This window comes from Pedobacter jeongneungensis (genome assembly GCF_039538295.1).
In the GTDB taxonomy this organism is placed as follows: Bacteria; Bacteroidota; Bacteroidia; order Sphingobacteriales; family Sphingobacteriaceae; genus Pedobacter; species Pedobacter jeongneungensis.
In genome coordinates, this window is the sequence record NZ_BAABBY010000012.1 from 88,414 (window position 1) to 114,564 (window position 26,151).

The 26,151-nt window shown below is 39.5% G+C and carries 25 protein-coding genes; 10 read left to right on the forward strand and 15 right to left on the reverse strand.

Going from position 1 to position 26,151, the window contains the following annotated elements:
- The 4 genes from ABD769_RS21020 to gltX form a co-directional block, all read right to left on the reverse strand.
- Entirely contained in the window at positions 1-3,594 is a 3,594-nt protein-coding gene (locus tag ABD769_RS21020) for a response regulator (RefSeq protein ID WP_344853324.1), read from the reverse strand.
- An 18-nt stretch (positions 3,595-3,612) separates the two neighbouring features.
- On the reverse strand, positions 3,613-4,746 hold the full coding sequence (locus ABD769_RS21025) for a sensor histidine kinase (protein ID WP_344853325.1): 1,134 nt from the start codon (positions 4,744-4,746) through the stop codon (positions 3,613-3,615).
- Between the two features lie 105 nt (positions 4,747-4,851).
- Positions 4,852-5,694, reverse strand: a complete 843-nt coding sequence (gene ypfJ, locus ABD769_RS21030; protein ID WP_344853326.1) for a KPN_02809 family neutral zinc metallopeptidase — start codon at positions 5,692-5,694, stop codon at positions 4,852-4,854.
- Positions 5,695-5,960: 266 nt separating this feature from the next.
- Complete coding sequence (gltX, locus tag ABD769_RS21035) at positions 5,961-7,469, reverse strand: glutamate--tRNA ligase (protein WP_344853327.1); 1,509 nt, start codon at positions 7,467-7,469, stop codon at positions 5,961-5,963.
- Between the two features lie 225 nt (positions 7,470-7,694).
- Between gltX and ABD769_RS21040 the strand changes: the two genes are divergently transcribed.
- The 3 genes from ABD769_RS21040 to ABD769_RS21050 are packed head-to-tail and all read left to right on the forward strand — an operon-like array spanning position 7,695 to position 9,805.
- Complete coding sequence (locus ABD769_RS21040; RefSeq protein WP_344853328.1) at positions 7,695-8,903, forward strand: sensor histidine kinase; 1,209 nt, start codon at positions 7,695-7,697, stop codon at positions 8,901-8,903.
- Positions 8,884-9,393: a DinB family protein gene (locus ABD769_RS21045; protein ID WP_344853329.1), complete on the forward strand. Its 510-nt coding sequence runs from the start codon at positions 8,884-8,886 to the stop codon at positions 9,391-9,393. Before ABD769_RS21040 ends, ABD769_RS21045 begins: the two co-directional genes overlap by 20 nt.
- Positions 9,383-9,805 carry a hotdog fold thioesterase gene (locus tag ABD769_RS21050; RefSeq protein ID WP_344853330.1) on the forward strand — a complete coding sequence of 141 codons (423 nt, stop codon included), beginning with the start codon at positions 9,383-9,385 and terminating at the stop codon, positions 9,803-9,805. The genes ABD769_RS21045 and ABD769_RS21050 overlap by 11 nt, the downstream gene beginning before the upstream one ends.
- Positions 9,806-9,872: 67 nt before the next feature.
- Here the strand turns inward: ABD769_RS21050 and ABD769_RS21055 are convergent, their stop codons facing one another.
- On the reverse strand, positions 9,873-10,238 hold the full coding sequence (locus ABD769_RS21055; protein WP_344853331.1) for a DUF6249 domain-containing protein: 366 nt from the start codon (positions 10,236-10,238) through the stop codon (positions 9,873-9,875).
- A 191-nt stretch (positions 10,239-10,429) separates the two neighbouring features.
- Here ABD769_RS21055 and ABD769_RS21060 point away from each other — a divergent pair, with 191 nt between their 5' ends.
- From ABD769_RS21060 to ABD769_RS21075, 4 genes are all read left to right on the forward strand, one after another.
- Positions 10,430-10,996, forward strand: coding sequence for a Crp/Fnr family transcriptional regulator (locus ABD769_RS21060; protein WP_344853332.1), 567 nt, complete (start codon positions 10,430-10,432; stop codon positions 10,994-10,996).
- 69 nt (positions 10,997-11,065) lie between these two features.
- Positions 11,066-11,386, forward strand: a complete 321-nt coding sequence (locus ABD769_RS21065) for a DMT family transporter (RefSeq protein ID WP_344853334.1) — start codon at positions 11,066-11,068, stop codon at positions 11,384-11,386.
- Positions 11,387-11,827: 441 nt separating this feature from the next.
- Positions 11,828-12,409 carry an RNA polymerase sigma factor gene (locus ABD769_RS21070; RefSeq protein ID WP_344853335.1) on the forward strand — a complete coding sequence of 194 codons (582 nt, stop codon included), beginning with the start codon at positions 11,828-11,830 and terminating at the stop codon, positions 12,407-12,409.
- Positions 12,406-12,885: an anti-sigma factor family protein gene (locus ABD769_RS21075; protein WP_344853336.1), complete on the forward strand. Its 480-nt coding sequence runs from the start codon at positions 12,406-12,408 to the stop codon at positions 12,883-12,885. Before ABD769_RS21070 ends, ABD769_RS21075 begins: the two co-directional genes overlap by 4 nt.
- Positions 12,886-12,973: 88 nt before the next feature.
- Here the strand turns inward: ABD769_RS21075 and ABD769_RS21080 are convergent, their stop codons facing one another.
- The 6 genes from ABD769_RS21080 to ABD769_RS21105 all read right to left on the reverse strand — a co-directional run bounded on the left by ABD769_RS21080 (position 12,974) and on the right by ABD769_RS21105 (position 19,957).
- Entirely contained in the window at positions 12,974-13,501 is a 528-nt protein-coding gene (locus ABD769_RS21080) for an RBBP9/YdeN family alpha/beta hydrolase (RefSeq protein ID WP_344853337.1), read from the reverse strand.
- Positions 13,502-13,588: 87 nt separating this feature from the next.
- On the reverse strand, positions 13,589-13,780 hold the full coding sequence (locus ABD769_RS21085; protein ID WP_010599196.1) for a cold-shock protein: 192 nt from the start codon (positions 13,778-13,780) through the stop codon (positions 13,589-13,591).
- A 105-nt stretch (positions 13,781-13,885) separates the two neighbouring features.
- Positions 13,886-14,812, reverse strand: a complete 927-nt coding sequence (locus ABD769_RS21090) for a hypothetical protein (protein WP_344853338.1) — start codon at positions 14,810-14,812, stop codon at positions 13,886-13,888.
- A gap of 60 nt (positions 14,813-14,872) precedes the next feature.
- Positions 14,873-15,748 carry a phosphodiester glycosidase family protein gene (locus ABD769_RS21095; protein ID WP_344853339.1) on the reverse strand — a complete coding sequence of 292 codons (876 nt, stop codon included), beginning with the start codon at positions 15,746-15,748 and terminating at the stop codon, positions 14,873-14,875.
- A 352-nt stretch (positions 15,749-16,100) separates the two neighbouring features.
- On the reverse strand, positions 16,101-18,617 hold the full coding sequence (locus ABD769_RS21100; protein ID WP_344853340.1) for a zinc-dependent metalloprotease: 2,517 nt from the start codon (positions 18,615-18,617) through the stop codon (positions 16,101-16,103).
- Between the two features lie 92 nt (positions 18,618-18,709).
- Positions 18,710-19,957: an aspartyl protease family protein gene (locus tag ABD769_RS21105; RefSeq protein WP_344853341.1), complete on the reverse strand. Its 1,248-nt coding sequence runs from the start codon at positions 19,955-19,957 to the stop codon at positions 18,710-18,712.
- Between the two features lie 51 nt (positions 19,958-20,008).
- Between ABD769_RS21105 and ABD769_RS21110 the strand changes: the two genes are divergently transcribed.
- Genes ABD769_RS21110 through ABD769_RS21120 form a run of 3 tightly spaced genes read left to right on the forward strand, consistent with a single transcriptional unit; the run spans position 20,009 to position 22,915 of the window.
- The gene (locus tag ABD769_RS21110) at positions 20,009-21,337 is read left to right on the forward strand and encodes a D-alanyl-D-alanine carboxypeptidase (protein ID WP_344853342.1); all 1,329 of its coding nucleotides are present in this window, start codon (positions 20,009-20,011) and stop codon (positions 21,335-21,337) included.
- On the forward strand, positions 21,337-22,377 hold the full coding sequence (locus ABD769_RS21115; protein ID WP_344853343.1) for an aminotransferase class I/II-fold pyridoxal phosphate-dependent enzyme: 1,041 nt from the start codon (positions 21,337-21,339) through the stop codon (positions 22,375-22,377). Before ABD769_RS21110 ends, ABD769_RS21115 begins: the two co-directional genes overlap by 1 nt.
- 37 nt (positions 22,378-22,414) lie before the next feature.
- Positions 22,415-22,915, forward strand: coding sequence for a phosphoglycerate mutase family protein (locus ABD769_RS21120; protein WP_344853344.1), 501 nt, complete (start codon positions 22,415-22,417; stop codon positions 22,913-22,915).
- Positions 22,916-23,111: 196 nt separating this feature from the next.
- Here ABD769_RS21120 and ABD769_RS21125 read toward each other — a convergent pair whose 3' ends face one another.
- From ABD769_RS21125 to ABD769_RS21140, 4 genes are all read right to left on the reverse strand, one after another.
- Positions 23,112-23,795 carry a M15 family metallopeptidase gene (locus ABD769_RS21125; protein ID WP_344853345.1) on the reverse strand — a complete coding sequence of 228 codons (684 nt, stop codon included), beginning with the start codon at positions 23,793-23,795 and terminating at the stop codon, positions 23,112-23,114.
- 155 nt (positions 23,796-23,950) lie between these two features.
- Entirely contained in the window at positions 23,951-25,177 is a 1,227-nt protein-coding gene (locus tag ABD769_RS21130; protein WP_344853346.1) for an alanine dehydrogenase, read from the reverse strand.
- Positions 25,178-25,250: 73 nt separating this feature from the next.
- Entirely contained in the window at positions 25,251-25,667 is a 417-nt protein-coding gene (gene tsaE, locus ABD769_RS21135; protein WP_344853347.1) for a tRNA (adenosine(37)-N6)-threonylcarbamoyltransferase complex ATPase subunit type 1 TsaE, read from the reverse strand.
- A 204-nt stretch (positions 25,668-25,871) separates the two neighbouring features.
- The gene (locus tag ABD769_RS21140; protein WP_344853348.1) at positions 25,872-26,108 is read right to left on the reverse strand and encodes a hypothetical protein; all 237 of its coding nucleotides are present in this window, start codon (positions 26,106-26,108) and stop codon (positions 25,872-25,874) included.
- Positions 26,109-26,151 lie beyond the last annotated feature (43 nt).

Below are 26,151 nucleotides of genomic sequence, written 5' to 3' on the forward strand. Positions count from 1 at the left end.
TTATGATTTATGATGATTTTCGTAAAGCCAAACACGTAAAAGCGAAATCAGCTGATCCATATCTACCGGTTTGCTGATATAATCTGAAGCACCTGCGGCAATACACTTTTCCCTGTCGCCCATCATGGCCTTGGCCGTTACCGCTAAGATAGGCAGATTACGGTATTTAATATCCTGTCTGATGGCTGTGGTGGTTTCGTAACCATCTAATTCAGGCATCATCATATCCATTAAAACCACATCAACTTCAGGGTTTTCGTTTAATAATTTCAGTGCTTCTTTACCATCAGTTGCAGCAATAACCTTCATCTGGTGCTGCTCAAGCATTTTGGTCAGCGAGAAAATATTACGCACATCATCATCAGCCACCAGAACTGTTTTGCCTACCAGTACATCCTGCAGTTCTGAGAATTTTTTAGGTGCTTTGGTTTTTTCCCTGCTCTTTTCTTCTACCAGGTGAAGGAACAGTCCGGCCTCATCCAAAATACGCTGGTAAGAATGTGCTGTTTTTACCACAATCGAATCTGCATATTGTTTAATGCGGTTTTCTTCGCCTTTTGAAAGGTTTTTACCCGTAAAAATGATAATCGGAAGGTTTTCCAGTCCGGGGGTTTTCTTTACTACTTCGAGGGTTTCGTAAGCATGTTTATCCGGGATACCCATATCCAGAATGACGCAGTTAACCTCAGGCTTATGCAATGCCGAAACACCTTCCTGCACCTGATTTACAATTTCGGTCTGAATATTGAAATTACTTAAAAAGTAGCTTAATGCTTTGGCGTGTTGTTCGTTTTCTTCAACAATAAGCACTTTTTTAGGGTGACGGCTTAAAGCGTGCTCCAGTTTAGAAAATATCTCCTGCATGTGCTCAAAAGCAAATGGTTTGTTGATGAAATCTACCGCTCCTTTTAATAAACTTTCCTTTTTAACCTGTAACGACGACATAATGTGCACCGGAATAGGGCGGGTTGAAGGATCAGATTTCAGTTCTTCCATTACCTGCCAGCCATCTTTAACCGGCAACTGGATATCGAGCAAAATGGCAAGGGGTTTAAACGCTTTCGCCATTTCAATACCCATATCGCCACGTACGGCCACCAGGCCTTTGTAATTCCGTTTGCGGGTAAAATCTAAAAGCGTTTTGGCAAAAGGGGTATCATCTTCCACAATAAGGATCACTTTATCATCCGGCTGGATGTTATCGCGGTCATCTTCTATTTCCTGCGGAATATTATCTACCGTTAGGTGGCTTACTTTTTTCACTGCAGGTTCTGTTGGGGCAACCGTTATCACAGGTTTTTCCAAATCAGCAACTACCCCATCAAAACCTTTATTTTTATCGATAGGTAAGGTTAAAGTAAAAATACTTCCTTCGCCTTCTGTACTTTTTAAATCGATATAGCCACCCAACAATTTAGCCAGCTCTCTACTGATTGATAAGCCCAAACCTGTACCTCCAAATTTACGGCGGGTAGAGCCATCTGCCTGTTGGAAAGCTTCGAACACCATACCCTGTTTTTCTGGCGCAATACCCACACCGGTATCGGTAACTTTAAATACTAAGGCACCAAGTTTATCGTTTTTGCTGATGTTTAAGGTTACGGAGCCAACAGTTGTAAATTTAATGGCATTTGATAACAGGTTTTTAATAATCTGCTCTAAACGCATTTTATCGGTATGGAAAAACTCCGGAACATCTTCGGTTTTATCGATTACAAAATTGAGGTTCCGCTCTTTGGCCAATGGATTAAATAAAGAACGCATATTGAAGATGATATCATCAACCTTAATGTTCATCCTGTCTAATTCCATTTTACCGGCTTCGATTTTAGAAAGATCCAGAATCTCGTCGATTAAGCTCAATAAGCCTTGTCCTGAGCTCTGGATTACCTCGGCATATTCCTGATGCTCGCGGTCCATGGCTTCATTTTCGGCCATTAAACGCGATAACAATAAGATGGAATTAAGTGGCGTTCTCAGCTCGTGCGACATGTTGGCCAAAAACTCCGATTTATACCTGGTACTCAACTCTAAAGCTTCTGCTTTTTGCTGAATTTCGATATTACGTTCTTCAATCAGCTCATTTTTCTCTTCCAGCAAGCTACTTCTCTCTTCCAGTTCCTGGTTGCTTTGCAATAATTCTTCCTGCTGTACACGAAGTTCCTCTTCACTGGCTTGAAGTTTCTGCGCCTGCGCCTCGAGTTCTGCATTTAATCCCTCAAGCTCGTTATGCTGTACCTGTAACTCTTCTGATTGTGCCTGGGTTTCTTCTAATAACTGCTGCAGTTTCTGGCGGTTCTGCGCTCCCAATAAAGCGGTACCCACATCAGATAACACCAGGTTTAAAAAGTGTAATTGTAAATCGGTATATTTATTAATAGAACCCAGTTCTAAACCACCGATAGAAATTTCGTTTCTAACAATCGGCAATACAATTAACTGGGCAGGTTTAATGTTCCCTGTGGCATGCGTAATGGATAATTCGTTCTGTGGAACATCATCCAGCAAAATTGATTTACCTGTTTTAACCACCTGACCAATTAGACCCTGACCAATTTCTATCGTTTCGGTTAAATTCTGACCTTTTAAAGCATACTGCCCTTTTAAATGCAGGTAACCATCATCTTTAAATAAATATAAGGCCCCAATCTGGCTTTTGGTATAATTGGCTAAAAATTCGATAATATCTTCTGCTAAATGGAAAACATCTTTTTCGCCGACCATTTTCACATTCAGGTTGGCCACGCCGGTTTGTATCCATTCGTTTTCTTCTAAAGTATCGAAAGATTTTTTTAATGACAACGACATGGTATTCAACGATTCAGATAACTCGCCAATGTCATCCTGGCTTTGGCTATCGAGTTTTACTCCGTAGTTTCCATTAGAAATCTGATAGGCAATTTCTTTAATGGCCACAATACGTTTTTCCATCTCATATTTTTTATCTTCAATTTCTTTTTGAAGCTTCACGCGTTCATCAAAATCGACAGATACTTTTCTATAGAAAAACAGCGTAATGAGGATCGCCAGAACAGCTGCAATTAAAATCAGGATCGGCGTATAAGCGGTAAGTTTATTAAGTTCTACCGTGCGGCTTTCGAGTAACCGGCGTTCTTCTTTAACCATTCGGTTAACTACATTACGGGCCTGATCCATATAGGTTTTACCCTCCAACAATACGGTTGGGTCTATCTGCCCGCCCAATGATTTGATCTCGATTGTAGAGGTGATAATATTTAACCTGCGGGCCATAATATTTTTCAATTCAGCAACATTTTTTTGCTGAACCAGGTTATCTTTCGTTTGTTTCTCTATACGGCTTAATGTTGCCATTGCAGTATCAGTTGCCCCGTAATACGGTTGCAAAAAGATTTTATTCCCCGTTAAAAGGTAGCCTCTTTGTCCGGTTTCGGCATCTTTCAGGGTAGAAATTACACCTTCTGAACTTAAAATAACTTCATCGCTGTGTTTAACCAGTTCGGTACTTTTAATGAGGTTGCTAATGCTTACATAAGACGCTAATGAACTGATAAACAGAATAATAAGCGACAAGCCAAGGCCTAAACGCAAATTATTTTTAAGAGTTGTTTTCATTATATGGATTAAGGATAATTAGATCTGATTTTTAAGGATTTCTTCTTCGGTGATGGGAACGATAAAGTAAAACTCTGATCCTTCATCAGGAACGCTGTTTACACCGATGGTGCCGCCATGGCGGTTTATGATTTCGGAACAGATATACAAACCGATGCCCAGGCCATTAAAGCGGTTGCTGTTTTCTTCTACCCGATAAAATTTATCAAATATTTTATGCTGCTGCTCTTTAGAAATGCCTATACCAAAATCTTTTACGGCCAGGTAAAGTTTTTCATCTTTAATATTGATGGTTACATTAACCTGATTGGTGCCAGGGGCATATTTAATGGCATTGGTTATAAAATTGATTACCACCTGCTCAAGGCGCATTTCATCACCAAAAATCATCTCGTCTGTTTTGCCCAGTTTGGTGATCTTGAAATCGGGGTTAGACTGCTGTAACATTTCGATGGCATTGTTTACCATGTTATCGGCACAAAAACTTTTCATGTTAAACTTCATCTTGCCACTTTCTATTTTGGAAATATCAAGCAGGTCTACAATCAGTTCGTTCAGTTTTTCGAGCTGGATGCTGGCTTTTTCGAGGTGGTTTTGAGCCATGGTTTTATCATCTCTGTTTAAGCTTCGCTGCAACAATTGGATATAACCTTTTACACTGGTTAAAGGGGTTTTTAACTCGTGACTGGCGATTGAGATAAATTCGTCTTTTTTATGTTCGGCCTGCTTTCGGAATTCGATTTCTTCCAGCAGTTTTTCCTGTACTTCGTTCAGTTTTCGGTTCTGCTCGTAAATGCGGTAAAATGTTTTTATTTTAAGTAGCAGAACATTAATATCAACAGGTTTGGTGATATAATCCAGACCACCACTAAGATAGCCTTTGGTAATAAATTTTAACTCGGTATTTACTGCCGACAGAAATATGATTGCGGTATCTTTTGCTTTACTAAAGCCAGAAATGGCCTCTGCCACCTCGAAACCGTCCATATCTGGCATCTGTACATCGAGAATAATCAGGACATAATTGTTTTTTAGCACTTTTTTCAGCGCTTCTTCGCCAGATGATGCGGTATCAACCTCAAAATTGTGTGCTTGGAGTACTTTCTGTAACGAGATCAGGTTTTCGGGCCTGTCATCAACTATAAGGATCATCTTTATTAAAACAAATAAGAAGCCGGGATAATTATGTTTGGTTTTGAGACAAAAATCTCATTAACTGTAAACAAACAACAGTGTTTTAAAAAAGTTTTAAATTTTTTATAAATTATTTGAATTAAAGGTATCGCCTTGTTTAATATCGCCCGTTTCGAAACCTTTTTTAAACCAATACATGCGTTGTGCCGATGTACCATGGGTAAAAGAATCAGGCTGTACATCGCCTGTGGCCTGTTTTTGAAGTTTATCATCGCCAATGGCATTGGCCGCGGTAAGTGCTTCTTCTATATCACCTTCGTCTAATTTAAAATCTTTAAGGTTTTGTGCGTTGTGTGCCCAAAGGCCGGCAAAAAAATCGGCTTGTAGTTCTAATTTAACCGACAGCCGGTTATATTCTTTTTCGCTCACCTGCCCACGGGCCTGATCAAGTTTTTCTGATATTCCCAATAAATTTTGTACGTGATGACCAACCTCGTGTGCAATTACATAAGCCTGCGCAAAATCGCCGGCAGCGCCAAAACGGTTTTTCAATTCGTCGTAAAAAGAAAGATCGATATATACTTTACGGTCGCCGGGGCAATAAAACGGTCCAACATTAGCGCTGGCATTGCCACATGCTGTTTGAACCGCGTTGCGGAACAATCTTAGCTTAGGGTATTCATATTGTTTGCCCATGGCCTGGAATTCTTTATCCCATACTTGTTCAGTAGATTCTAAAACACCTGATACAAACTGAGCCTGCGGATCGTTTGCCGGTACGCCCTGTTTTACTTCTTCGGTACCTGTTGTAGCCGGAATCTGGCTTACTACACCGGTTAAATCCTTTCCGAAAATTAATCCGAGTACAACAATGATAATACCGATACCGCCACCTAAAACGGTTTTGCCACCGCCCCCACTTCTGCCATCTTCTACATTATTGCTGCCTTTACCAAACCACTGCATAGTTTATTTAATTTAATTGTATAACCTTTAATTTGGGACAATTGTTGCACTAAAGTATAAATTATTTTGATTGATTTATTCTTTTGGGTTGTGGTAAAAAAATGGCTTTGGTGTTTACCAGGTAAAAAGGAAAGGCATTGTGGCAAATTAATGTTCACAATCTTAACTGAACTTATATGCCTTATATAGTAAAACACCTCTTCACCATATAAAGCATATAAGGGCATATTCGCTCAAAGCGAATTGCCAGGGCCCTAAAAAGTATATTAACTATTAAAAATAGTTATTGCTTTTTCGATTCGTGCTTTAGTTTCTGCCACACCCAATAATACGGCAATATCAAAAACACCCGGGCCAAATTTGCCACCCACCAGCATAATGCGGAAAGGCAGCATCAATTCACCAGGTTTAAAACCTTTTTCCTCAGCCAATGCTTTAAAAGCTGCTTCTGCAGTAACGGCATCAGTTAAAGTCAAATTTTCGGCAAACGCATTAAAAAATGCTGCCTTTTCAGGTGTCCATTTTGGTTTTACGGAGTTTACATCATATTCTGCCGGCGAAGCGAAAAAGTAACTGCTTTGTGCTACAAAATCGGGCAATAATGTGCAGCGGTCTTTAATTAAATCGATAACTGTATTTAAAAAAGCTTCATCTTTAACTTCAATTCCGGCTTTTTCGAGTTCAGATTTAACGCCTGGCGCCAGGCGCTCAGCACGCTGCGACTTAATCCACTCGTGGTTGTACCATTTAGCTTTTTCGAAATCGAATTTAGCCCCGGCTTTGCTGATCCTTTCTATAGAGAATTTCTCTTCCAGTTCTTTTAACGAGAATAATTCCTGATCGGTACCATCGTTCCAGCCTAAAAGTGCCAGCATATTAATAAAAGCCTCGGGCATAAAACCCATTTCTTTAAAGCCTTTAGTAATATCACCGGTTTTAGGATCAGTCCAGTTCATGGCATAAACCGGAAAACCTAAGCGGTCGCCATCGCGTTTGCTTAACTTTCCGTGTCCGTCGGGTTTTAAAATCAATGGTAAATGTGCCCATGCAGGCATATCTGCTTCCCAGCCTAAATATTTCCATAATAAAATATGAACCGGTGCTGATGGCAACCACTCCTCGCCCCTAAAAGCATGACTGATTTCCATTGCTTTATCATCAACCACAACGGCTAAATGATAGGTTGGCATTCCGTCGGCTTTTAACAACACTTTATCATCAACCAAAGAGGTTTCGAAACTTACATCTCCGCGGATTAAATCGTTAAAATGTACAATTTCATCTGCAGGCACTTTAATGCGGACCACATGCGGCGTTTTAGCTGCCAACAAATCTTCTACCTCACTTACCGTAAGGGTTAAAGAGTTCCGCATCTGCATGCGCGTAGCCTGCCCGTACTGGAAATTCGGGATTTCTTTCCGTTTGGTATCCAACTCTTCAGGGGTATCGAAAGCGTAATAAGCATAACCATCGCTAATTAACTGCTCGGCAAATTTACCATAGCTAGGTTTACGTTCACTCTGGCGGTAAGGGCCATAAGCACCCGGATTATTGGGGCTTTCATCGGGCGTAATGCCGCACCAATTTAAACAGTTTACAATATATTCTTCAGCACCTTCTACAAAGCGGTTCTGATCGGTATCTTCTACGCGAAGTGCAAAAGTTCCGTTATTTTTTTTGGCAAACAAATAATTAAACAAAGCAGTGCGTACACCACCTAAATGCAAACCTCCGGTTGGGCTTGGGGCAAATCTTACTCTAACTTTTTTATCCATGATTAAGCAAAGAGCAGGGAGTTAAGGGCTTGAGTTATGGTGCAATCCATGCTCAAAGCGCAACACACTATGCTCGGTACAAAGATATGTTTTTCATCCATTTTATACAGTTTTCATCTGCGATGAAGCTATTATGCTTTCGAAATGATTGTTTCAAGGTTTCTGAAAAAGCATAATGGTTTTACGTTTTTTTCGTTTTGTTATTGTAATTTGGCTAACTAAAGCATGAATCCTTATCAAAAGAAACGCCGCTGGAAGTTTTTCCTCCTCATTTTTGCTATCTTAATTGGCATAGCATCAGTATTTTACACCGATTCTTTTGTAAAAAAAATGGAACGTGAAGAGTCTGACCAATTTCACCTCTGGGTTAAAATTCAGGAACGGGCCATGTTTCTTTATGATAATGATGATTATCGTACAGTGGTTGAAACAGTGCGAAAAAACACCAAAACACCGGTAATTATGACTGATTCGGCGGGAATTATTACTTCTTTTAACGGGCTGGACAGCACCAAAACCAATTACCCCATTTCGGATGCCAAGCTTACTTATGATAGCTTATATTTTGTACGTCAGCTGAGGCAGATGAAAGCACAGCATCCACCTGATGAAATGAATATTTTCGGACGAAAATTTAAGGCTTATTACCGCGATTCTTTCATTTTAACACAGCTAAGGTATTTCCCCTACATCCAAATGGGTGTAATATTTCTTTTCCTTTTAACGGCTTATGCCGCATTTAGTTCGGCACGGCGTGACGAACAGGACCATGTTTGGGTAGGTTTGGCTAAAGAAACGGCGCATCAGCTGGGCACGCCAATATCATCGCTCATGGCCTGGACGGAACTCATGAAATCGAAATTTGATGCGGAAGATGACCCTTTGATTGCCGAAATGGAAAACGACATTAAACGTTTAGAGATCATTACCGACCGTTTTTCGAAAATCGGTTCTAAACCCATACTCGAAGACCATACGGTTTACATCGTAATCAGCGATTTTATCAGGTATTTTAAAGTTCGCACCTCTGATAAGGTTAAATTTAGCATTACAGGCGATGAGCAGGTAAGGGCCATGCTCAATGTTCCGCTATTTGATTGGGTGATCGAAAACCTGTTAAAAAATGCAGCCAATGCCATCGAAAATGAAGGATCGATCTCCGTTAATATTATAGAAAATCTGGCCAAGGAGCAGGTATTTATTGATGTAAGCGATACCGGAAAGGGAATTCCAAGATCGAAGTTTGACGCGGTTTTTCAACCGGGGTACACCACACGCAAACGCGGCTGGGGGCTTGGTTTATCACTAACCAAACGTATTGTAGAGAATTACCATAGCGGCGAAATTTTTGTTAAAGAATCGGAACTGGGCAAAGGCACCACTTTTAGAATTATATTAAAAAGCAGTTTAAGATATGAACCGACCACAGCCTAACGAATATCCGATTTGGGGCGAAACCTATATTAGTAAAGTTGACCGGGAAATTTTTGAGGTTTTAAACGATCAGGTGCAAAGTCTTCCGGATTTATTCAGGAGAAATGCTGATAAAGCAGATTATGCTTATGCCGACGGTAAATGGACTTTAAAGGAAATGCTGGGGCATATTATAGATACCGAACGTGTGTTTGCCTATCGCATTACTTGTTTCGCCAGAAATGAACAGCAACATTTACCTGGCTTTGAAGAGGATGATTATGTAAAAAACGCCCGCTTTGCCCAACGCGACTTGGAAGATTTGATTGAAGAATTTATCGCACTGCGTAAAGCGAATTTATTCCTTTTTAAATCGTTAAACGAAGAAGAACTGGAAAGAAAAGGAATTGCCTCGGGCAGGGAAATTAATGTAAAATCTATATTGTTCATTGCTGGCGGGCACATTATTCACCATGTTTATATTTTAAAAGAACGTTATCATGTGGTTTAAAGATTTTACCGTTGAGGACCTAAATAACCGTCCTAAAAACCATTTGGGGGCTTTGCTTGATATCCGTTTTACCGAAATTGGCGAAGATTTTATTACGGGTACCATGCCGGTTGATGAACGCACACACCAGCCAGCGGGTATATTACATGGCGGGGCTTCGGTGGTTTTGGCCGAAACGCTTGGAAGTATTGCGTCTTACATGTGCATCGACCCTGAAAAATATGTTGCCGTAGGATTAGAGGTAAATGCCAACCATTTACGCCCCGTAAAAAGAGGCCTGGTAAAAGGGATTTGCAAACCTTTACATGTTGGCGCTAAAACACAGGTTTGGGAAATTAAGATTTACGATGAACGCGGAAAAATGCACTGCATTAGCCGCTTAACGGTAGCGATTATCAATAAACCGCAGTAAATTCAACGGTGAAGTCAGATGTTACCATCTGACTTTTCACAAAATAAAAGCTTGACTTCACTGTCGATTAAAGCAATTTGTTATTATCCAGCCATTTTTTTTCTACCAGATAAGAAACAATCAGGCCCAAACCGCCAAAGATGCCGATACAGCCAAAATAAATGGCTACCGATTGTCCTTCTTCTGCATTGGTCATATTGCTGCCAAATACGCCTCTAACCGTAAACAGCGCCACCAGCAAACCAATTCCTAAACCAACCAGTAACAAACCGAACTTTAAACTTAAAAAAGGTTTTGGAGTTGCCTTGTGTATGCCCGGATCGATTCCCCGTTCGATCATTGCCATTTTTTCTTTGTTAGACAGATAGCGGATTCCAAATACCATTGCAAATGCGCCTAAAAAAAGTGAGATTGGGACTAATATACCATCCATGATTATAATTTTTAATGTGTTATTATTTTATTGTCTGTTGAACCGTGTTCTGTGTATTATGACTACATGCTTTTTAATCAGGTTACACTCGCGGGTAAAAAATATTCAACAATCAATTTTCAAACGGGCAAGCCTAAATAATTGCCTAATACCAGCTAAAACATTGCTATTTTTGTTCAAAGCCCTAAATTTTGATTGAAAAACTTAAAAATATAGCCTTTTTTACCTCATTAAGCGATAATTCATTGCATGAACTTTCGGCGCATATTGAGCCTGTAAAGCATAAAAAAGGAACGATCATAATTCACGCAGATAAGGTAGAACCTTATTTTTATGTGCTTGAAAAAGGCATTGCCCGAGCCTATTGCGAGGGTGAAAACCAGCAGATTACTTTTTGGTTTGGGCAAAGCGGTAGCGTACTTTTTTCTTTTAACAGTTATATTAACAACCGCCCGGGTTACGAAAACATTGAGCTTTTAGAAAACAGCAGCTTACTAAAAATAAAGCTTGGCGATCTTTTTTCGCTTTACGAACATAACCCCGAAATGGCCAACTGGGGCAGAAAAATGGCCGAGCAGGAATTAATTGCCACCGAAAGAAGATTGATTGACCGGGCATTTAAAGGCGCAGCAGAGCGTTACCAGGAATTTGTAGCGCAATCGCCAGAGCTGATTAAACGGGTGGCTTTAAAACACATCGCCTCGTATCTTGGTGTAACACAGGTTACGCTGAGCCGAATCAGGGCGGCAAGTAAATAAGCTCATTTTTTAACATTTGTAAAATGTTGCGCGATAAATGTGCCGTAGTTTTGCGGAAACACATTTATCATGAACTGGATTATCTTAATTATTGCCGGTCTTTTTGAAGTCGGCTTTACCACTTGCCTAAAATTATCGAACAATTTTTCGAATATAAAATGGAGCATTGCATTTTTTGTATGCATTATTTTAAGTTTTTTATTGCTAAACAAAGCTACGCAAAGCTTGCCGATGGGTACTGCTTATGCGGTTTGGACGGGTATTGGAGCAGTTGGAACGGTAATTATCGGAATAACTTATTTTAACGAACCAGCCACCTTTTGGCGGATATTTTTTATCTGTACGCTGATCGGATCTATTGCAGGATTAAAATTTTTCGCTTCGCATTAGTGGGATAACCCGCGACGTTTATCCGGACCAGGGCATCGGCAAAACTTCGCAAGTTTAACCAACCGATCCAACATCAACAAACTTTTCTTTTTTTGGAGCGCAATGCCGGTGCAAGTAAACAAGTTAGTTCCCGTGTTGCGCTTTTACGCTTTGGCTTCGTACCTCAGCCTGCAGGGTAACGCTTCACCCGGGATTTGCAGGGCGCAGAAACGATGTTCATAAACCTGATGGCAGCGGCAGCCCCGAAGTATGAGGGCTAGAGCGAACAGCAGGACTACAGCCCGCCAAGAAAACCAGCCCCATCATTTCCAAAAAAAATAATAACAATTTAATTAAGCCTACACAACCAGACTCTTCATAAACTCAGCCACCGGCAATAAACAATTAAAATAATGTTCCACGTGTAACCTACCGATCTTTAATGTAGTCTTACAGCTAAACATGGAGCAAAAACTTACCGATTTAGCACTGATACAAAACATATTGAACGGGCAAACCGATCAGTATGCGTTGTTGGTTAAACGCCACCAGCGCTTTGTATTTACGCTTGCGTTAAGGTTTGCAAAAAACAGGGAAGATGCCGAGGAAATTGCTCAAGATTGCTTTGTAAAGGCCTATAAAGCTTTAGGTACATTTAAACAAACGGCTAAATTTAGCACCTGGCTGTACACCATTACCTACACTACTGCGATGACTTTTTTGAGGAAAAACCGTTTAGATACTTCCTCCATCCATGATGAAGGCACATTTTTACAGCTCGAAAACCATAGTTCGGCATTTAACGCAAATGGTTATGATAAACAGGATAGTATTGCTTTTTTGAATATCGCAATTGACGAATTATTACCTGATGATGCGGCGATTATTACGCTGTTTTATAAAGGTGAGCAGAGTTTGGAAGAGATTGGAGCGGCTTTGCACATGGAACCCAATACGGTAAAAGTAAAATTGCACCGGGCGAGGCAAAGGCTTAAAGAAAAATTACAATATTTGTTAAAAGATGAAGTAAAGGAGTTACTATGAATGCAACAGAACAACAGCTTTGGGATTATATAGACGGAAATTTAAATGCATCCGACAGAAAAAACATCGCAGAAAAAATTGAGTCTGATACTGAAATTAAATCGCTTTATGAGGATCTGCTAAAGCTTAATTCGGCATTTGGTGAACTGGATCTGGATGAACCATCGATGTCTTTTACACGAAATGTAATGGAAAGCGTGGCTTCGGAGCCTGCACCTGTGGCCATGAAAACCCAGGTTGATAAAAAGATTATTTATGGTATTGGCGGCTTTTTTGTAATCTCTTTACTGATTTTGTTTGGTTATGTACTTTACAACTCGGACCTAAGCATGCCTGAATTTAATTTTAATGCTCGTTTAAACTTAAATTTAGATAAATACATAACACCAACAGTGCTGTACAGCTTCTTATTTTTCGATTTGGTGATAGGATTGGTATTTCTTGATCAGTTTTTGAGGAAAAAGATGCATAAATAGGAAATTTATCTTTTATGTGCCCGCAGATCAAAATGATTTACGCTGATTGATTTTGATCTGCTTTTTCTGCGAAATCTGCGGGAAACTTTTAATCCAGTTTTTTCAAAATCTCCAGCCCTTCCGGCCATTCGCCAAAACCGGCATCGGCGTTGATATGCCCTGCTACCCCTATATTAATGAATTCACTGCCCCAATGTTCGGCAAAAAACTCAGCCCTTTCTAAAGTTACCCATTCATCATTTGTACTGGCTACTACAATGGTTTTAAAATTGATTTGATCTAATGGCACATGGTCAAAACCAACAGTTGGGAAAGTATATACCGGCGCTTCCAAATCACTTGGCGCAACGAGTAATGCACCCTTAATTTTCTTTTGATATTGTTTTGCCCAGTTGGCAATAGCGGTACAGCCTAAACTATGGCCAATTAAAATCACTTCATCCAGATTATAACCATTTAGAGCAGATTCTATATTTTCAATCCAATCATGATTAGCAGGCGCATCCCAATCTTTTTGATTGATGCGGATAAAATGATCTCCTGATTTTTCGAAATGGGTTTGCCAATGGTCCGGACCTGAATTGCCCAAACCCGGAACAATAAAATAATGAGTCATAAAAGATTTTAAAGGGGATTATTTAGACGACCAAAAACAAAAAAGCCCCGACTGTAATCGAGGCCATTTGTAAATATGATAAATAAATTAAATTACTTTCACATTAACGGCATTTAAGCCTTTTTTACCGTTAGCAACTTCGTACTGTACTTTGTCGTTTTCACGGATTTCGTCGATAAGACCTGTTGAATGAACAAAAATTTCGCTATCGCCATTCGCAGGGATGATAAAGCCAAAACCTTTAGTTACATTGAAGAATTTTACTGTGCCTTCTTGCATTGTATTAAATATTAAAATTAAGTACGCAAGGTAAGTTTTAATTTTTAAAATCAAAATAAAATTTTAACATTTTTTTAACGTTAAAATTTTGTAAATATCAGATTACTAAGGCTTTTTATTTGCCTTCCCAATCATGGTTAAGGTAATTTCGCTGTTGTGCGGAACGCCTAATGTTGTTCCGGGCGCCACATTAAAAATATTCCTGACGTAGATATCGGCAATGCCCTGAGCCACCTTTTTTTTGGCCTCCACATTTTCTGGTAACACGTTATAAATGGTTTTTACATGTATGCCGCCCTGAAAATCTACAACGGCTGCAACCTGATAAGCAAAATCTTTATAAGCCTTGTCAATCCTGATGATATACTGCGGAAACATGTAATCGTAAGCTTCTGTGCGGTTGTTGGTTCGATCTACCGTGCTTATTTTTTCTACCCTTGCAATTTTACTTTTGGGTATAAACTGAACCGGATCTGTGGCAGCAAAAGCGCTATCACTATTCAGGTTAACTTTGGCCGAACGTTTTTCAATAAAAGCAGTGTCGGCCTTGGTGGGTTTTTGCAAGTCTTCGGCTTTAGCCTTGAGCTTGTTTTTGATGTAATCCTGCGCATAAAAGGTCATGTTTACATCCGAGCGTACATCAGAGGCAATCACCTTTCCATCAACCTGGATCCGTTGAAAAACCAGACTGTCTTTACTGATATGTTTTACCTTAAAAAATTCTGCTGCGAAATTATACACATTGCCGTGATCGTATTGCAGGTAAAAATTCTGCATTCTATGTTTCTGAGGGCTCCAGGCCGACATGGTATCTTCTTTAACCACTTCGATTATCCACGATGGTTTTTGCATAAAACCTTCCTTATTAAAAGAATATCCATCTTTAAACCGGCGTTTTACTTCAACATAACGGATGCCTTTAACGGGTTCGAAAGTAAAATCCCTGAGTGTTGGATCGCTGGTTTTAGTACCCATTTTACAGGCACTGAGCAGGAGTACGAAGAAGGAAAGGTATATGGTATTTTTAATCATTTCAACAAAAATATTCGACTAAAATAAGTTTTTTTTAGGCTTGTTGCTGTTAAAGGAGTTTTATCTTTTAGCTTGTTTCTTTACTAAAATAACATTGGCTACTTTCCGCTGGCCTTCGTGGTCCCACTTTTTATTATCGGTTGGATAATTGATTACGCCGCCATCGGGCATTCCATTTACCCATAAAGTGGTAGAACCGCCACCATCAAAATTTATGGAAGAAGTGCAGCCCAGCCAGCGCATTAATTTGGTGAGCTCGAACAAACTCATCCCTGCCGAATTATCGTTTCTTCCATCAACAGTTAAAAGAATTGCCCTTCCGTTGGGTTTTATACCGAGGCAGGTACGGGGATGACGCAAGCGGTTAAAACCAGCGGTATCTAAAGTTTCATCAATATTATTTAAGGTTAATAACGGTCCGTTAAGCAAAATGTTCTGTTCACTTAACTTTGTTTCCCAATCAGCTGATCCATCCCATTTTTTAATGGAGATTTTTCCATTATCAATTACGATTGCTGCTTCCTGATGCCTGGCCCTGTTTCCGTTTTTATCTAAGCGGTTGGTATTGATTGTTTTTCCGTTTACACGCACAAAATCTACCGATCCTCCGTTTTTTACATCAAAAAAATTGCCATTTACCGCAGCAATCGCGGTATCTCTTAAGCCGAAATTACTGGTGGTAATCAGTTCCTTTTCTTCTGCACCAATGGCAAATACAGCTTTACGACCGGTGTTTTTTATTTCCAGGAAAGAGATGTTTTCATTAGCGGCAAAAAGGTTTTTCTGATCAAAATGATGCCTGAATAAAATTACCTGCTTGGCAATCTTATTTCTCTGCCATTTAGCCTTTACAACGGTAATAGAATCGGCATTTTGGCCAAAAGCGGAGAAACCGGAAGTAAGTAATGCAAGTGCAAAGAATAGTTTTTTAAGCATAACCTTGTTTTAGTATAAAATTAGAAAACTGTTGTGTTGTTTAAGTTAAAGCATCAAGAATTATACAAAGGGCTATTTAATAACGCCGTCATTTCGAGCGGATTGAAACGGAGTTGAGAACCAGGTAAGTGCTCAGCGAAGCTAAATCTATCAGGATAGATCTCTCTCCCGAATATTCGGGACGTTTCAGTCGAGATGATGAATCGCGAGGTTTGGTGTAAATAAAAAGCGGAGCGATCAATTTAATGATCTGCTCCGCTTTTTTGAATTTTGAATGAGTGAGTTTTGAATGATTGAATGGCGCATCGCAATTCAATCATTCTCTAATTCAATCATTCACTCATTCTATCATTTATTTCTTCGGATCTAAAATATCTTTAATACGGATACTTAAATCTTCGTAATGTGCTTTTGTAATGGCATCGCCTGCAGCAGCTCTTGCTTTGGTGGTAGCCAATAAAGTTTTTAACTCTGCCCTAACCAATGGCCTGATATCTGATAAACCAACGTTAATTGGCGTTAAGCCATAACTTGCTGCATACTCTACAGGGAAACCTACCGGAAGTTCCGATTCTTTGGTCATTAAATCTTGCAAACGGTCTACATAGGCACGTTGTAAGTTGCGTTTAAAGGCATCTGCCCTTCCGGCTACAAATACTGATGATCTTAAATCTGTAAATAATTCTGGTAAGGTATAAGCTTTTGCCGAGCCATTTTTGGTTTCGTTATCTAATAAACGGGCAATACGTGGTGCTGATAAAAGATTGCCCAATGTATTGGTTTGAACGCCTTTAATGCGGTTTAACAATACGCCGTTATCAAATTTACTTAACTGTTCGTTACTGATTAACCACAATGGCGTAGTAAATAATTGCTGGTTAAAGAAAGTGATGGCTTCTTTTTGTTTTGCTTTTGGCAGGTAAGCGTAAACCGGACCGCTTTGCTCGTAAGTTTTAAAGTTTTCGCTTAAACCACCAACGTTTGTAGCTACATGGCCCATATAACGGTTAAACTGACCAACAATTTCGGTATAAATTTCTTTTAAATCGCTATAATCTTTTCCTTTTTGGTAAGTCCATTTTTCTACGTTAGGTAAAATGCGTTTTAAATTGGCAATACCGTAAGTACTGGCTTTCATTGCATTATCACCTAAATCTTCACTCTGTAAACGTGGGTCTAAGGAAGTACCCTGGCGGCCATAGAAATACAAAGGATTACCTGCGTTTTTCAAGGTCCACTGATCTAAAATTTCTTTTTCCTGCTCAGCGGTTTTGTTGCCGGGAATCCATGAATAGCCCCATTTTACCACCCATTTATCATACTCGCCAATTTGAGGGTGAAGTTTGGTTACTCCATCACCTGGCTGTGCAATGTAATTGAAACGGGCATAATCCATAATAGATGGCGCCGTACCATGTTTATCGGTAAAGGTTTTAGAACGTAATGAATCAACAGGATAGGCATAACTAGAACCAAAGTTGTGCGGTAAACCTAAAGTATGGCCAATTTCATGCGATGATACAAAACGGATCAGTTCGCCCATTTGCTCATCTGTAAATTTAGCTTTGCGTACATCAGGATTAATGGCTGCAGTTTGTACAAAATACCAGTTGCGCAATAAATTCATTACGTTGTGGTACCAACCGATGTGTGTTTCCAAAATCTGTCCGGTACGCGGATCGCTGATGTGTGGTCCGTAAGCATTTGCAATATCAGATGCAAAGTAACGAACAACCGAATACCTTGAATCTTCTACACTGAACTGAGGATCTTGCTGTGCGGTAGGTGCTTCTTTACCCATAATGGCATTTTTGAAACCTGCAGCTTCAAAAGCTACCTGCCAGTCGTTAATCCCCTGGATCAAAAACGGCACCCATTTTTTTGGTGTTGCAGGATCGATGTAAATTACAATCGGTTTTACCGGTTCTACCAACTCACCACGTTTATAAGCATTGGTATCTTTAGGAACCAGGTTCCAGCGGTGAATATATGCTGTACGCTCTGCTTTTTGAGCATTCGTTCCGTAATCAATCTGCGATTGACCGAAGAACCCCACCCTGCTGTCCATAATCCTTGCTTTTACAGGGATTTTTGGCAACAATAACATCGAAGTATTAAATTCAAAAGTTACCGCAGCATTGCTGTTATCGGTTGGAGATTCTGCCGCACGGTAAGTTTTAGCCGTCTTTACTTCAACATTGATCGGGAAAGTTTTTACGGTATCGATGTAAGAGCGGGTAGCATCGTACATGGTTACTTTATAGGCCTTACGGATCTGATCGGTAGCGCCGATGGCCATCACATCACCGTTATAAAAATCTGTAACATCAATTACTACACCAGTGGTATCTTTATTATAGGCTTTAATATCGAAACTGGCTAAAATCTGCGCCAGATTAGAGTTTTGTACCGATTCGTACATATCGCTGTTTGGATCGGCCTTGGTTGAATAGCTTGGTACGCGGATGTACACCTGTTTCCCCCTACGTTCCCATTTCCAAACCTGTTCGTTTAATTCTTCACCGCCATATTGCTGGTTGCCCACCTTTACACCTGCAGGCACTTTTGCCAAACGGGTAACCACAAGCATTTCGCGGTTAATCATCGAATCCGGGATCTCAAAGTACCATTTATCATCTACCTTATGGGTTTTGAACAAACCGTTTGTAGTTCTTGCTTTTGAGGTAATTACTTCCGAAAATGGTTTAATGCCTTCTTTCTTTGGTGCTGCAGCCGGGGCCGCTGCTGGCGTTGCAGGAGTTGCGCCTTTTGTGGTTTTTGACTTCTTCTGAGCATATACCGAACCTGATCCGGCTACACCAAGTACTACGATACCTGCAAAAGCAAGTACCCTAAAGTTTTTCTTCATGTGTATATAAAAGTTAGTTTGCTTGATAATAAGAGGTTAAAGTTAGAGCCTTGTTACATAGCAATTGTTTTGTAACCGGAAAATTACGCTAATTAAATCCTTTTTTCAAGCCGTACTACTTTAAAAAACACTTCTTTACCCCTATAAATCTCAAAAATAACACTTCTTTCAGCCTTCGATTTAAACAAATCGGTAAGTTCGTTTAAGGTATAGCCCTCAACTCCTTTAAAATTGACGCCGATAATTTCGTCATCGGGGCATAATCCTGCCTTTTCTGCTGGACTGTTTTCGTCAATTTCTCCAATAAGAACCCTTTTATATTCCTTCTGATCAAGATAAATAACCATTCCCACCATATCGTGCTCAAAAGGCGCTTTGCTAAAGCCATTCGGTTTAACGTATATAAAGCCCTCTTCATAATTAAACTGGATATTGAATTTCCGCAGCAAATCGGCACCTAAATTCCCGTTCCGTTTGGATAAATCTATTTTTTCTGCAATGGTTTTAAAATCCGGAAATCCGGCAACAACATCCTTAAAAACATAGTTTCCCAGGCTAAATTTACCCACCCGGCCAATGTAACCTTTAATCTGTCCGCTAAGGCTCATGCCCAAATTGGCTTTGATTTTTTTCTCCGGCATAGGAAATTCAGCGCCCTGCAACATTTCGAGCGATAAGGCATGGCTGGCACCGGTATCCATTAAAAACCGGGCATTAACCGAATTTCCATCCGGAAGCTCAACATTACCAATAACATAAGGTTTCTGGTTTTCGATCTCAATCGAGATTTTCTTTCCGCGGTATTTAACCTTTGCATCCCGATCATAAATAATCAAGCGGTTTTCGCTGTAGCGGATATCTACAATAAAACTGTTAAAAAAGCTATAACCCAATAGACCGTAGATTTTGAGTCCCAAATGTCCGGATAAATTAAAAAGATCTTCTTTTAAAATGGCCGTCGGAATGTGTTCTATAGCAGCACTGCCCACCTTTACATCCAAACTTTGAGAAACATAGGCTTCAACTGTTTCGATGCCCAGCCCCGAAACTTTAATTTTACGGAGCATGTTAAAGTTTAACGAATCGATAATAGACGGATCGGTAATAATCATCGGTCCCACACCCGTATCCAGCACAAAATCAAAAGGCCCTTTTCCATCTACATAAACAGGAATAACAATCAGGTTTTTAATGCATTTAAAAGGAATGGATTGCTTTTGGCGGTTCCTTTTAAACAAGAATTCCTGTCCGGAAACAGAAAATACAAGAAATACCATCCCCATGCAAATGGTCAGTTTACGTAAACAGATTATTACACCAGAACTATATTTGGTTAACATTAAACTAAATTTATATAAATTAGTTGATAATTATATCCCTAAATTTAGAAGATGTTCCGGTTAAAAAATCAAAATCCTATTTTTCTTGTCTTCACACTATCCATTTGCTTGTTAGCGGGCTGTTCTACCAATAAAATCATTTCCAGAAACGTAGCTAAGGAATTTAAAAACTCGCAGGTAATTAAACAATACCAGGTTGGTTTTGCACTTTACAACCCTACCGATAAAAAGATGATTTTTGAGAAAGATGCCGATAAATATTTCACCCCGGCCTCTAACACGAAACTTTACACTTTTTTTGCCAGTTTAAAAATGCTGCCAGATTTAATGCCGGCATTAAGATATATCGAACGGAACGACTCGCTGATTTTTTGGGGAACAGGCGACCCCTCATTTTTACAGTTTGCCGTGAAAGATAAATCGGCTTATAATTTTCTTCTCGAGTCCAATAAAAAACTGTTTTTTGCCCCGGGACGATATTCAGGCACTTTTTTTGGCGATGGCTGGGCCTGGGATGATTACGATTATTATTATCAACCCGAAATTACCGAAATGCCGGTTATGGATAACATGGTAACTTCTACTTATGCCGGTCCGAATAAAATAAACATCGAACCCAGGGTTTTTGCTCCATGTTTTAAAGCAGATTCGACCAAAACCACAGGAAATTTTCAGGTTACCCGCGATTTTCTGACCAATAGCTTCCATTATCCTGCCGTTGCAGTAAAACCAGGTTACAACCAGCAAAATCCTTACAAAACCAGTGCTCAGGTTACCGTTGAAATATTAGCTGATACCTTGCACAAACCTGTTGGCCTTATTAATCTTAAAATCCCGGCAAATACGAAAACTTTGCAGGGTGCAAAACGCGATTCAGTTTTAAAACACATGATGCTGCCCAGCGATAATTTTATTGCTGAACATTTATTGCTGGTATGCTCCAACCAGATTGGCGATACCTTAAGTACTGTAAAAGCCATTAACCACATTACCAAAAACTACCTTTCTTTTCTGCCTGATAAAGTTAAATGGGTAGACGGATCGGGTTTATCGCGACAAGATTTATTTACGCCGCGTGATAATGTTTATTTGCTCGATTCTATTTATAAACTGGTTAATAATCCGGAAAAACTTTTTGATATGTTGCCTGCCGGAGGAAAAAGCGGCACTTTAAAAAGCGCCTATCCAAAAACCGACAAACCATTTGTTTATGGAAAAACAGGATCGCTTGGTGGTGTTCATAACCAGAGCGGTTATGTTTTGACCAAAAAAGGGAAAACCTATATCTATTCTTTTATGAACAATAATTTTGTAAAACCAACGGCAGAAGTAAGGGCCGAAATGGTGAGAATTGTAACTTATATACATGATAACTTTTAATGCCGGATTTTAAATCGATCAATCAGCCTTTTTCGAACACCATAAATATTGATGGAAATTCCTACCTGTATTTCGGCGGAACGGCCTATCTGGGGATTCCACAAAATCAGGATTTCATTAATCTTTATATTGAAGGAATCAAAAAATTTGGTTTAAATAACGGCACCAGTCGTACCAATAATATTCAACTGGGTATTTATGATGAAGCGGAAAAAGTGGCGGCAGGACGTTACGGAGCAGAAGCGGCACTGATTACCTCCAGTGGATATTTAACGGCACAGCTTACACTTAAGGCTATATCTGTGTCAGGTAAGGTAATTTATGCCCCTGCTACGCACCCTGCGCTCTGGTTAATTGATCAGCCGGCACATCAGCAAGCATTTAAGGATTGGAAAAAGGAAACGGTAAGCCTGATCAATGCTGCTGAAGAAAAAACCTGGGTTTTGGTCAGCAATTCCATGAATAATCTTATCCCAGAAATTTATGATTTCGACTTTGTAAAAGAAATCCGCAGCGATAAAAATATAATACTGGTTGTTGACGATTCGCATGGAATAGGCGTAAATAATAATGGAATGGGTGCCATTGTAAATCTTCCCAAACAAGAAAATATCGAAAATGTAGTGGTTGCCTCTATGGCAAAAGCATTAGGGGTAGATGCTGGTATTGTTTTGGCCTCCAGTAAAATTATCGATAAACTTAAAAGTACAAATACTTTTATTGGTGCTTCTCCACCAAGCCCCGCCGCACTTTATGCATTTATCCATGCAGGGGATATATATAACAAAGCATTAAACAAACTGAAAAACAACATGGCAATGTTCGAAGATGCATTAAATCTTACCTGGAAGTTTGAATGGGATTTCCCGGTGTATCTGCCGGGTGAGACAAATTTTTCACAACGTCTTTTGCAAAAGCAAATCCTGATTTCGTCTTTCCCTTATCCAAACCCTACCGACGAAATTTTAAACCGCATAGTGCTTTCTGCCTGGCATGAAAAAGAAGATATCGAAAAGCTAATCGCTGCCATCAATTTTTAACCTTTCCTTATCCAATTAATTTTTGAATATTTAAAACATGAAAAAACTGATTGTATTCCTGTCGTTAAGCCTGTTTTTTATCAATGTAATTTCTGCACAAACCACTACCGTGTGGATTGTCAGGCATGCTGAAAAGGATAAATCAAACCCACAGGATACTGACCCCAACCTATCAGATGAGGGGAAAATCCGTGTTACCGATTTAGCAAAATATTTAAAAAAGGTAAAATTTGATGTTGCTTTTACCACACCAACCAAAAGAACTCACCAGACGCTGGATTCATTGGTAATCCCAAAAGTAATCGATTATAAAGATATAAAATCGCTTGTTGACAGCATTAAAACCAATTATGCTGGCAAAACGGTGATGGTGGCTGGTCATTCTAATACCGTACTCGAAATTATTGAAGCCCTTGGCGGTAAAAGACCAAAAGAAGAATTAACCGATGATGATTACGATTATATTTTTGAATTATCAGTTAAAGAGGATAAAGCAAGGGTTAAAATGGATCAATACGGCAGGCCGCATCATTTGTAATTCAAATGATGTTTTGTGTTACCACCTGACGCTTTACATATTAAAGATCTAACAATTAGTGTAGGATGGTAACAGCTTACTCCACGCGTAGATAATTTAGTTTAGGCCGGTTATTATACTACAAATAGATTTCTCCGTTTCGCTGCGCTTCAGTCGGAATGATGCAACGAATTGTTATACTCCCAATAGCAATGAACTACAATTTCTCGAAAGGAATATCCATTAAATCATAGTTTTTCCAGTTCGAAAAATCATAATGCCACCATTCGTTTTCTAACACATTCATCTGGTATTTAGCCATAATCGCAATCAGGAAATCGCGGTTTTTCTTAGCCTCCGGAGATATCTTTTCATATTTTGCCGCCGCTGCAGCCGAAAAACTATCATAAGGCGTTGGCATTACCAATTCTTTACCTGTTTTCAGGTTAATCAGCGTTAAATCTACTGCGCAGCCCCTGTTATGTTTAGACCCTTTTGCCGGGTTTGCCACAAAATTCTTATCGCTTGCTTTTTTATAAAACTCAACCGTAATGGCATATGGACGGTATCCATCGAATATTTTTAAACCGTAGCCTTTTTTATTTAATTCATTCTGGATTTTCTTTAAAGCTGCAACCACAGGCCTCCGGGCAAAAGCCCTCGCCTGTTTATACATTACCTGCTGCATAAAATTATTTTTGGTTGCGTAGCGGATATCGAGCTTAATGTTTGGAATTGCTTTTTTGATTTCAACCAGCTCATTATTCGGATTCGATTTTACAGAGGATTGATATTGAGTATAAGATTTAACCACAGCAAGTTTATTTGTTGCGATAGGTTTATTTTGGGCAGAACCCGAAACAGAGATAAGGAGAAAAAAAATCAATAAATTGAGTTTCATAAACGGCTATATTTAGATGGCTTATTATTTTTCTAACATCTACAGACTTAGATAAAAAGGGACGTCATCTCGACTGAAACGCAGTGGAATGGAGAGATCTGTTTATACAGATTTCTCGACTGCGTTGCACTCCGCTCGAAATGACGGATTATGAACTACTGATTCGAAACCACCAACAGTTCCAGATCTTTGAAAGGCAAATTAAACATATCGGCCAGATCTTTATTGGTACAATTTCCCTGGTAAATATACAGTGCTTCACGAATCCCCGGGTTGTTCCAAACCATGTTCATCAAACCTCCGTATTCTCCAATATCTAGTAAAATAGGCGCAAAAATATTCGTTAATGCGTAAGAAGCCGTTCTTGGCACACGCGAGGCGATATTGGGCACACAATAATGAATCACATCATATTTCCGGAACACCGGATTGGTGTGGTTGGTTACTTCAGAGGTTTCGAAACAGCCCCCCTGATCGATGCTCACATCGATTACCACCGAATGCGGTTTCATCCGCGCAACGGTTTCTTCCATCACCACACAAGGGCTACGGCCATGGCTGGCACGAATGGCACCAATCACCACATCGCAGGTTATAATGGCCTTATTTAATACGATTGGCTGCATTACCGAGGTAAAAACCCTGCTGCCCAAATTATTCTGTAAACGGCGTAAGCGGTAAATGGAACTGTCAAAAACTTTTACCTCAGCACCTAATGCCAAAGCTGTCCTTGCGGCATATTCGCCAACCGTTCCTGCACCTAAAATCACAATTTCAGTGGGTGGAACACCGGTAAAACCGCCTAACATTAATCCTTTACCACCAGTTACATTGCTCAGGTATTCTGCTGCAATTAAAATAGAGGTAGAGCCAACTATTTCGCTCATGGCCCGTACCACGCTTAAAATATTACCTTCGTCGCGGAGATTTTCAAAACATAACGCATTGATTTTTTTATGCATCAAAGCTTTAAGGTAATCCTGTTTTAAAGTTCCGGTTTGTAAAGAAGAAATCAGCGTTTGGCCTTTGTGCATCAGCTCAATTTCTTCTAACATGGGTGGTGCAATTTTCACCAGGATATCGGCGTCGAAAACTTCCTTTTTATCGTAGGCAATTTTGGCGCCTTGCTCCGCATATTCGCTATCAGAAAAATTGGCTGCTATACCCGCTCCGGTTTCCAAAACCACGCGGTGACCATTATTTACCAGTAAAGCTACTGATAGAGGCGTTAGCGCAATTCTATTTTCCTGGAAAGAAATTTCTTTGGGTATTCCTATATAAAGGCTGTTTTTCTTTTTGCTGGTTTCTAACTTCGCTTCTTGCGTTTGTAATAAACCCTGACGAGCTATATCGGCCATTCCTTCGCGTAATCCTGTAGCCATGTTGAATTAATATTTTGGTAGTTTTAGGTTGTTCAAGGTACGGAAAATCTGTTAATTTATTGATAACTAATTGTTATACCTTCAAAAGCCTGAATAATCTGCGGTTCTCGTCCACTACATTTATTTCTACTTTAATGTAGTTTTCTGGCAGTAGTTCCTCCACCCTTTCCGGCCATTCAATTAAACAAGTACCACCGCCATAAAAATATTCCTCATAGCCTAAATCATACGCCTCGCGGATATCTTTTATCCGGTAAAAATCGAAATGAAACACTGGTCCATTCGGACTTTCATATTCGTTAACGATAGAATAGGTTGGGCTCGAAACTACATCTTCGATTCCTAAATGCTTACAGAAATTTTTAATAAAAGTGGTTTTCCCGGCACCCATATCGCCTTCGAAAATGAAGACTTTCTCACTGCCTGCAAAATCTGAAAGTTGTTGCGCCACAACAGGTAAATCGGCTAAACTATTTACTTCGATATCCATTTTAAAAGAATAAAGGCAAAAGTAACACATAATTGCATTGCTTTTGCCTTTATTTGTTTTGCCATTAGTCAGGCTGAGTTTGTTGAAAGCATATAGCCTGTAAATTATTGAAAATCTTTCGACAGGCTCAAGATGACAACCGACTAAATATGTAATTCATAACTTTAGCTCGACGAATAAGTCATCATCAGAGCAATTATACAATTAACCTTTAAAGTAAAGGCCGATAATCATTAAAGCCAACGCTATAAACAAGCCAACAAACCATTTAATCATATCCGTTTTAGCATTTGCCAAATCTTCTTTAGAAGCTAAATGGGTTGTTTTATCAATTACGGTTTTATCAACTTTCGCCTCGATATAACTGGTCAACTGCTCTGCAGTATCCTTATCAAGCTTTTCGCTTAAAAGTGCATATAGTTGAGTTATTGATATATTCATGTTGTTTAAAAATCTAACTAAAATTAAGAATAATGCTTCAGTT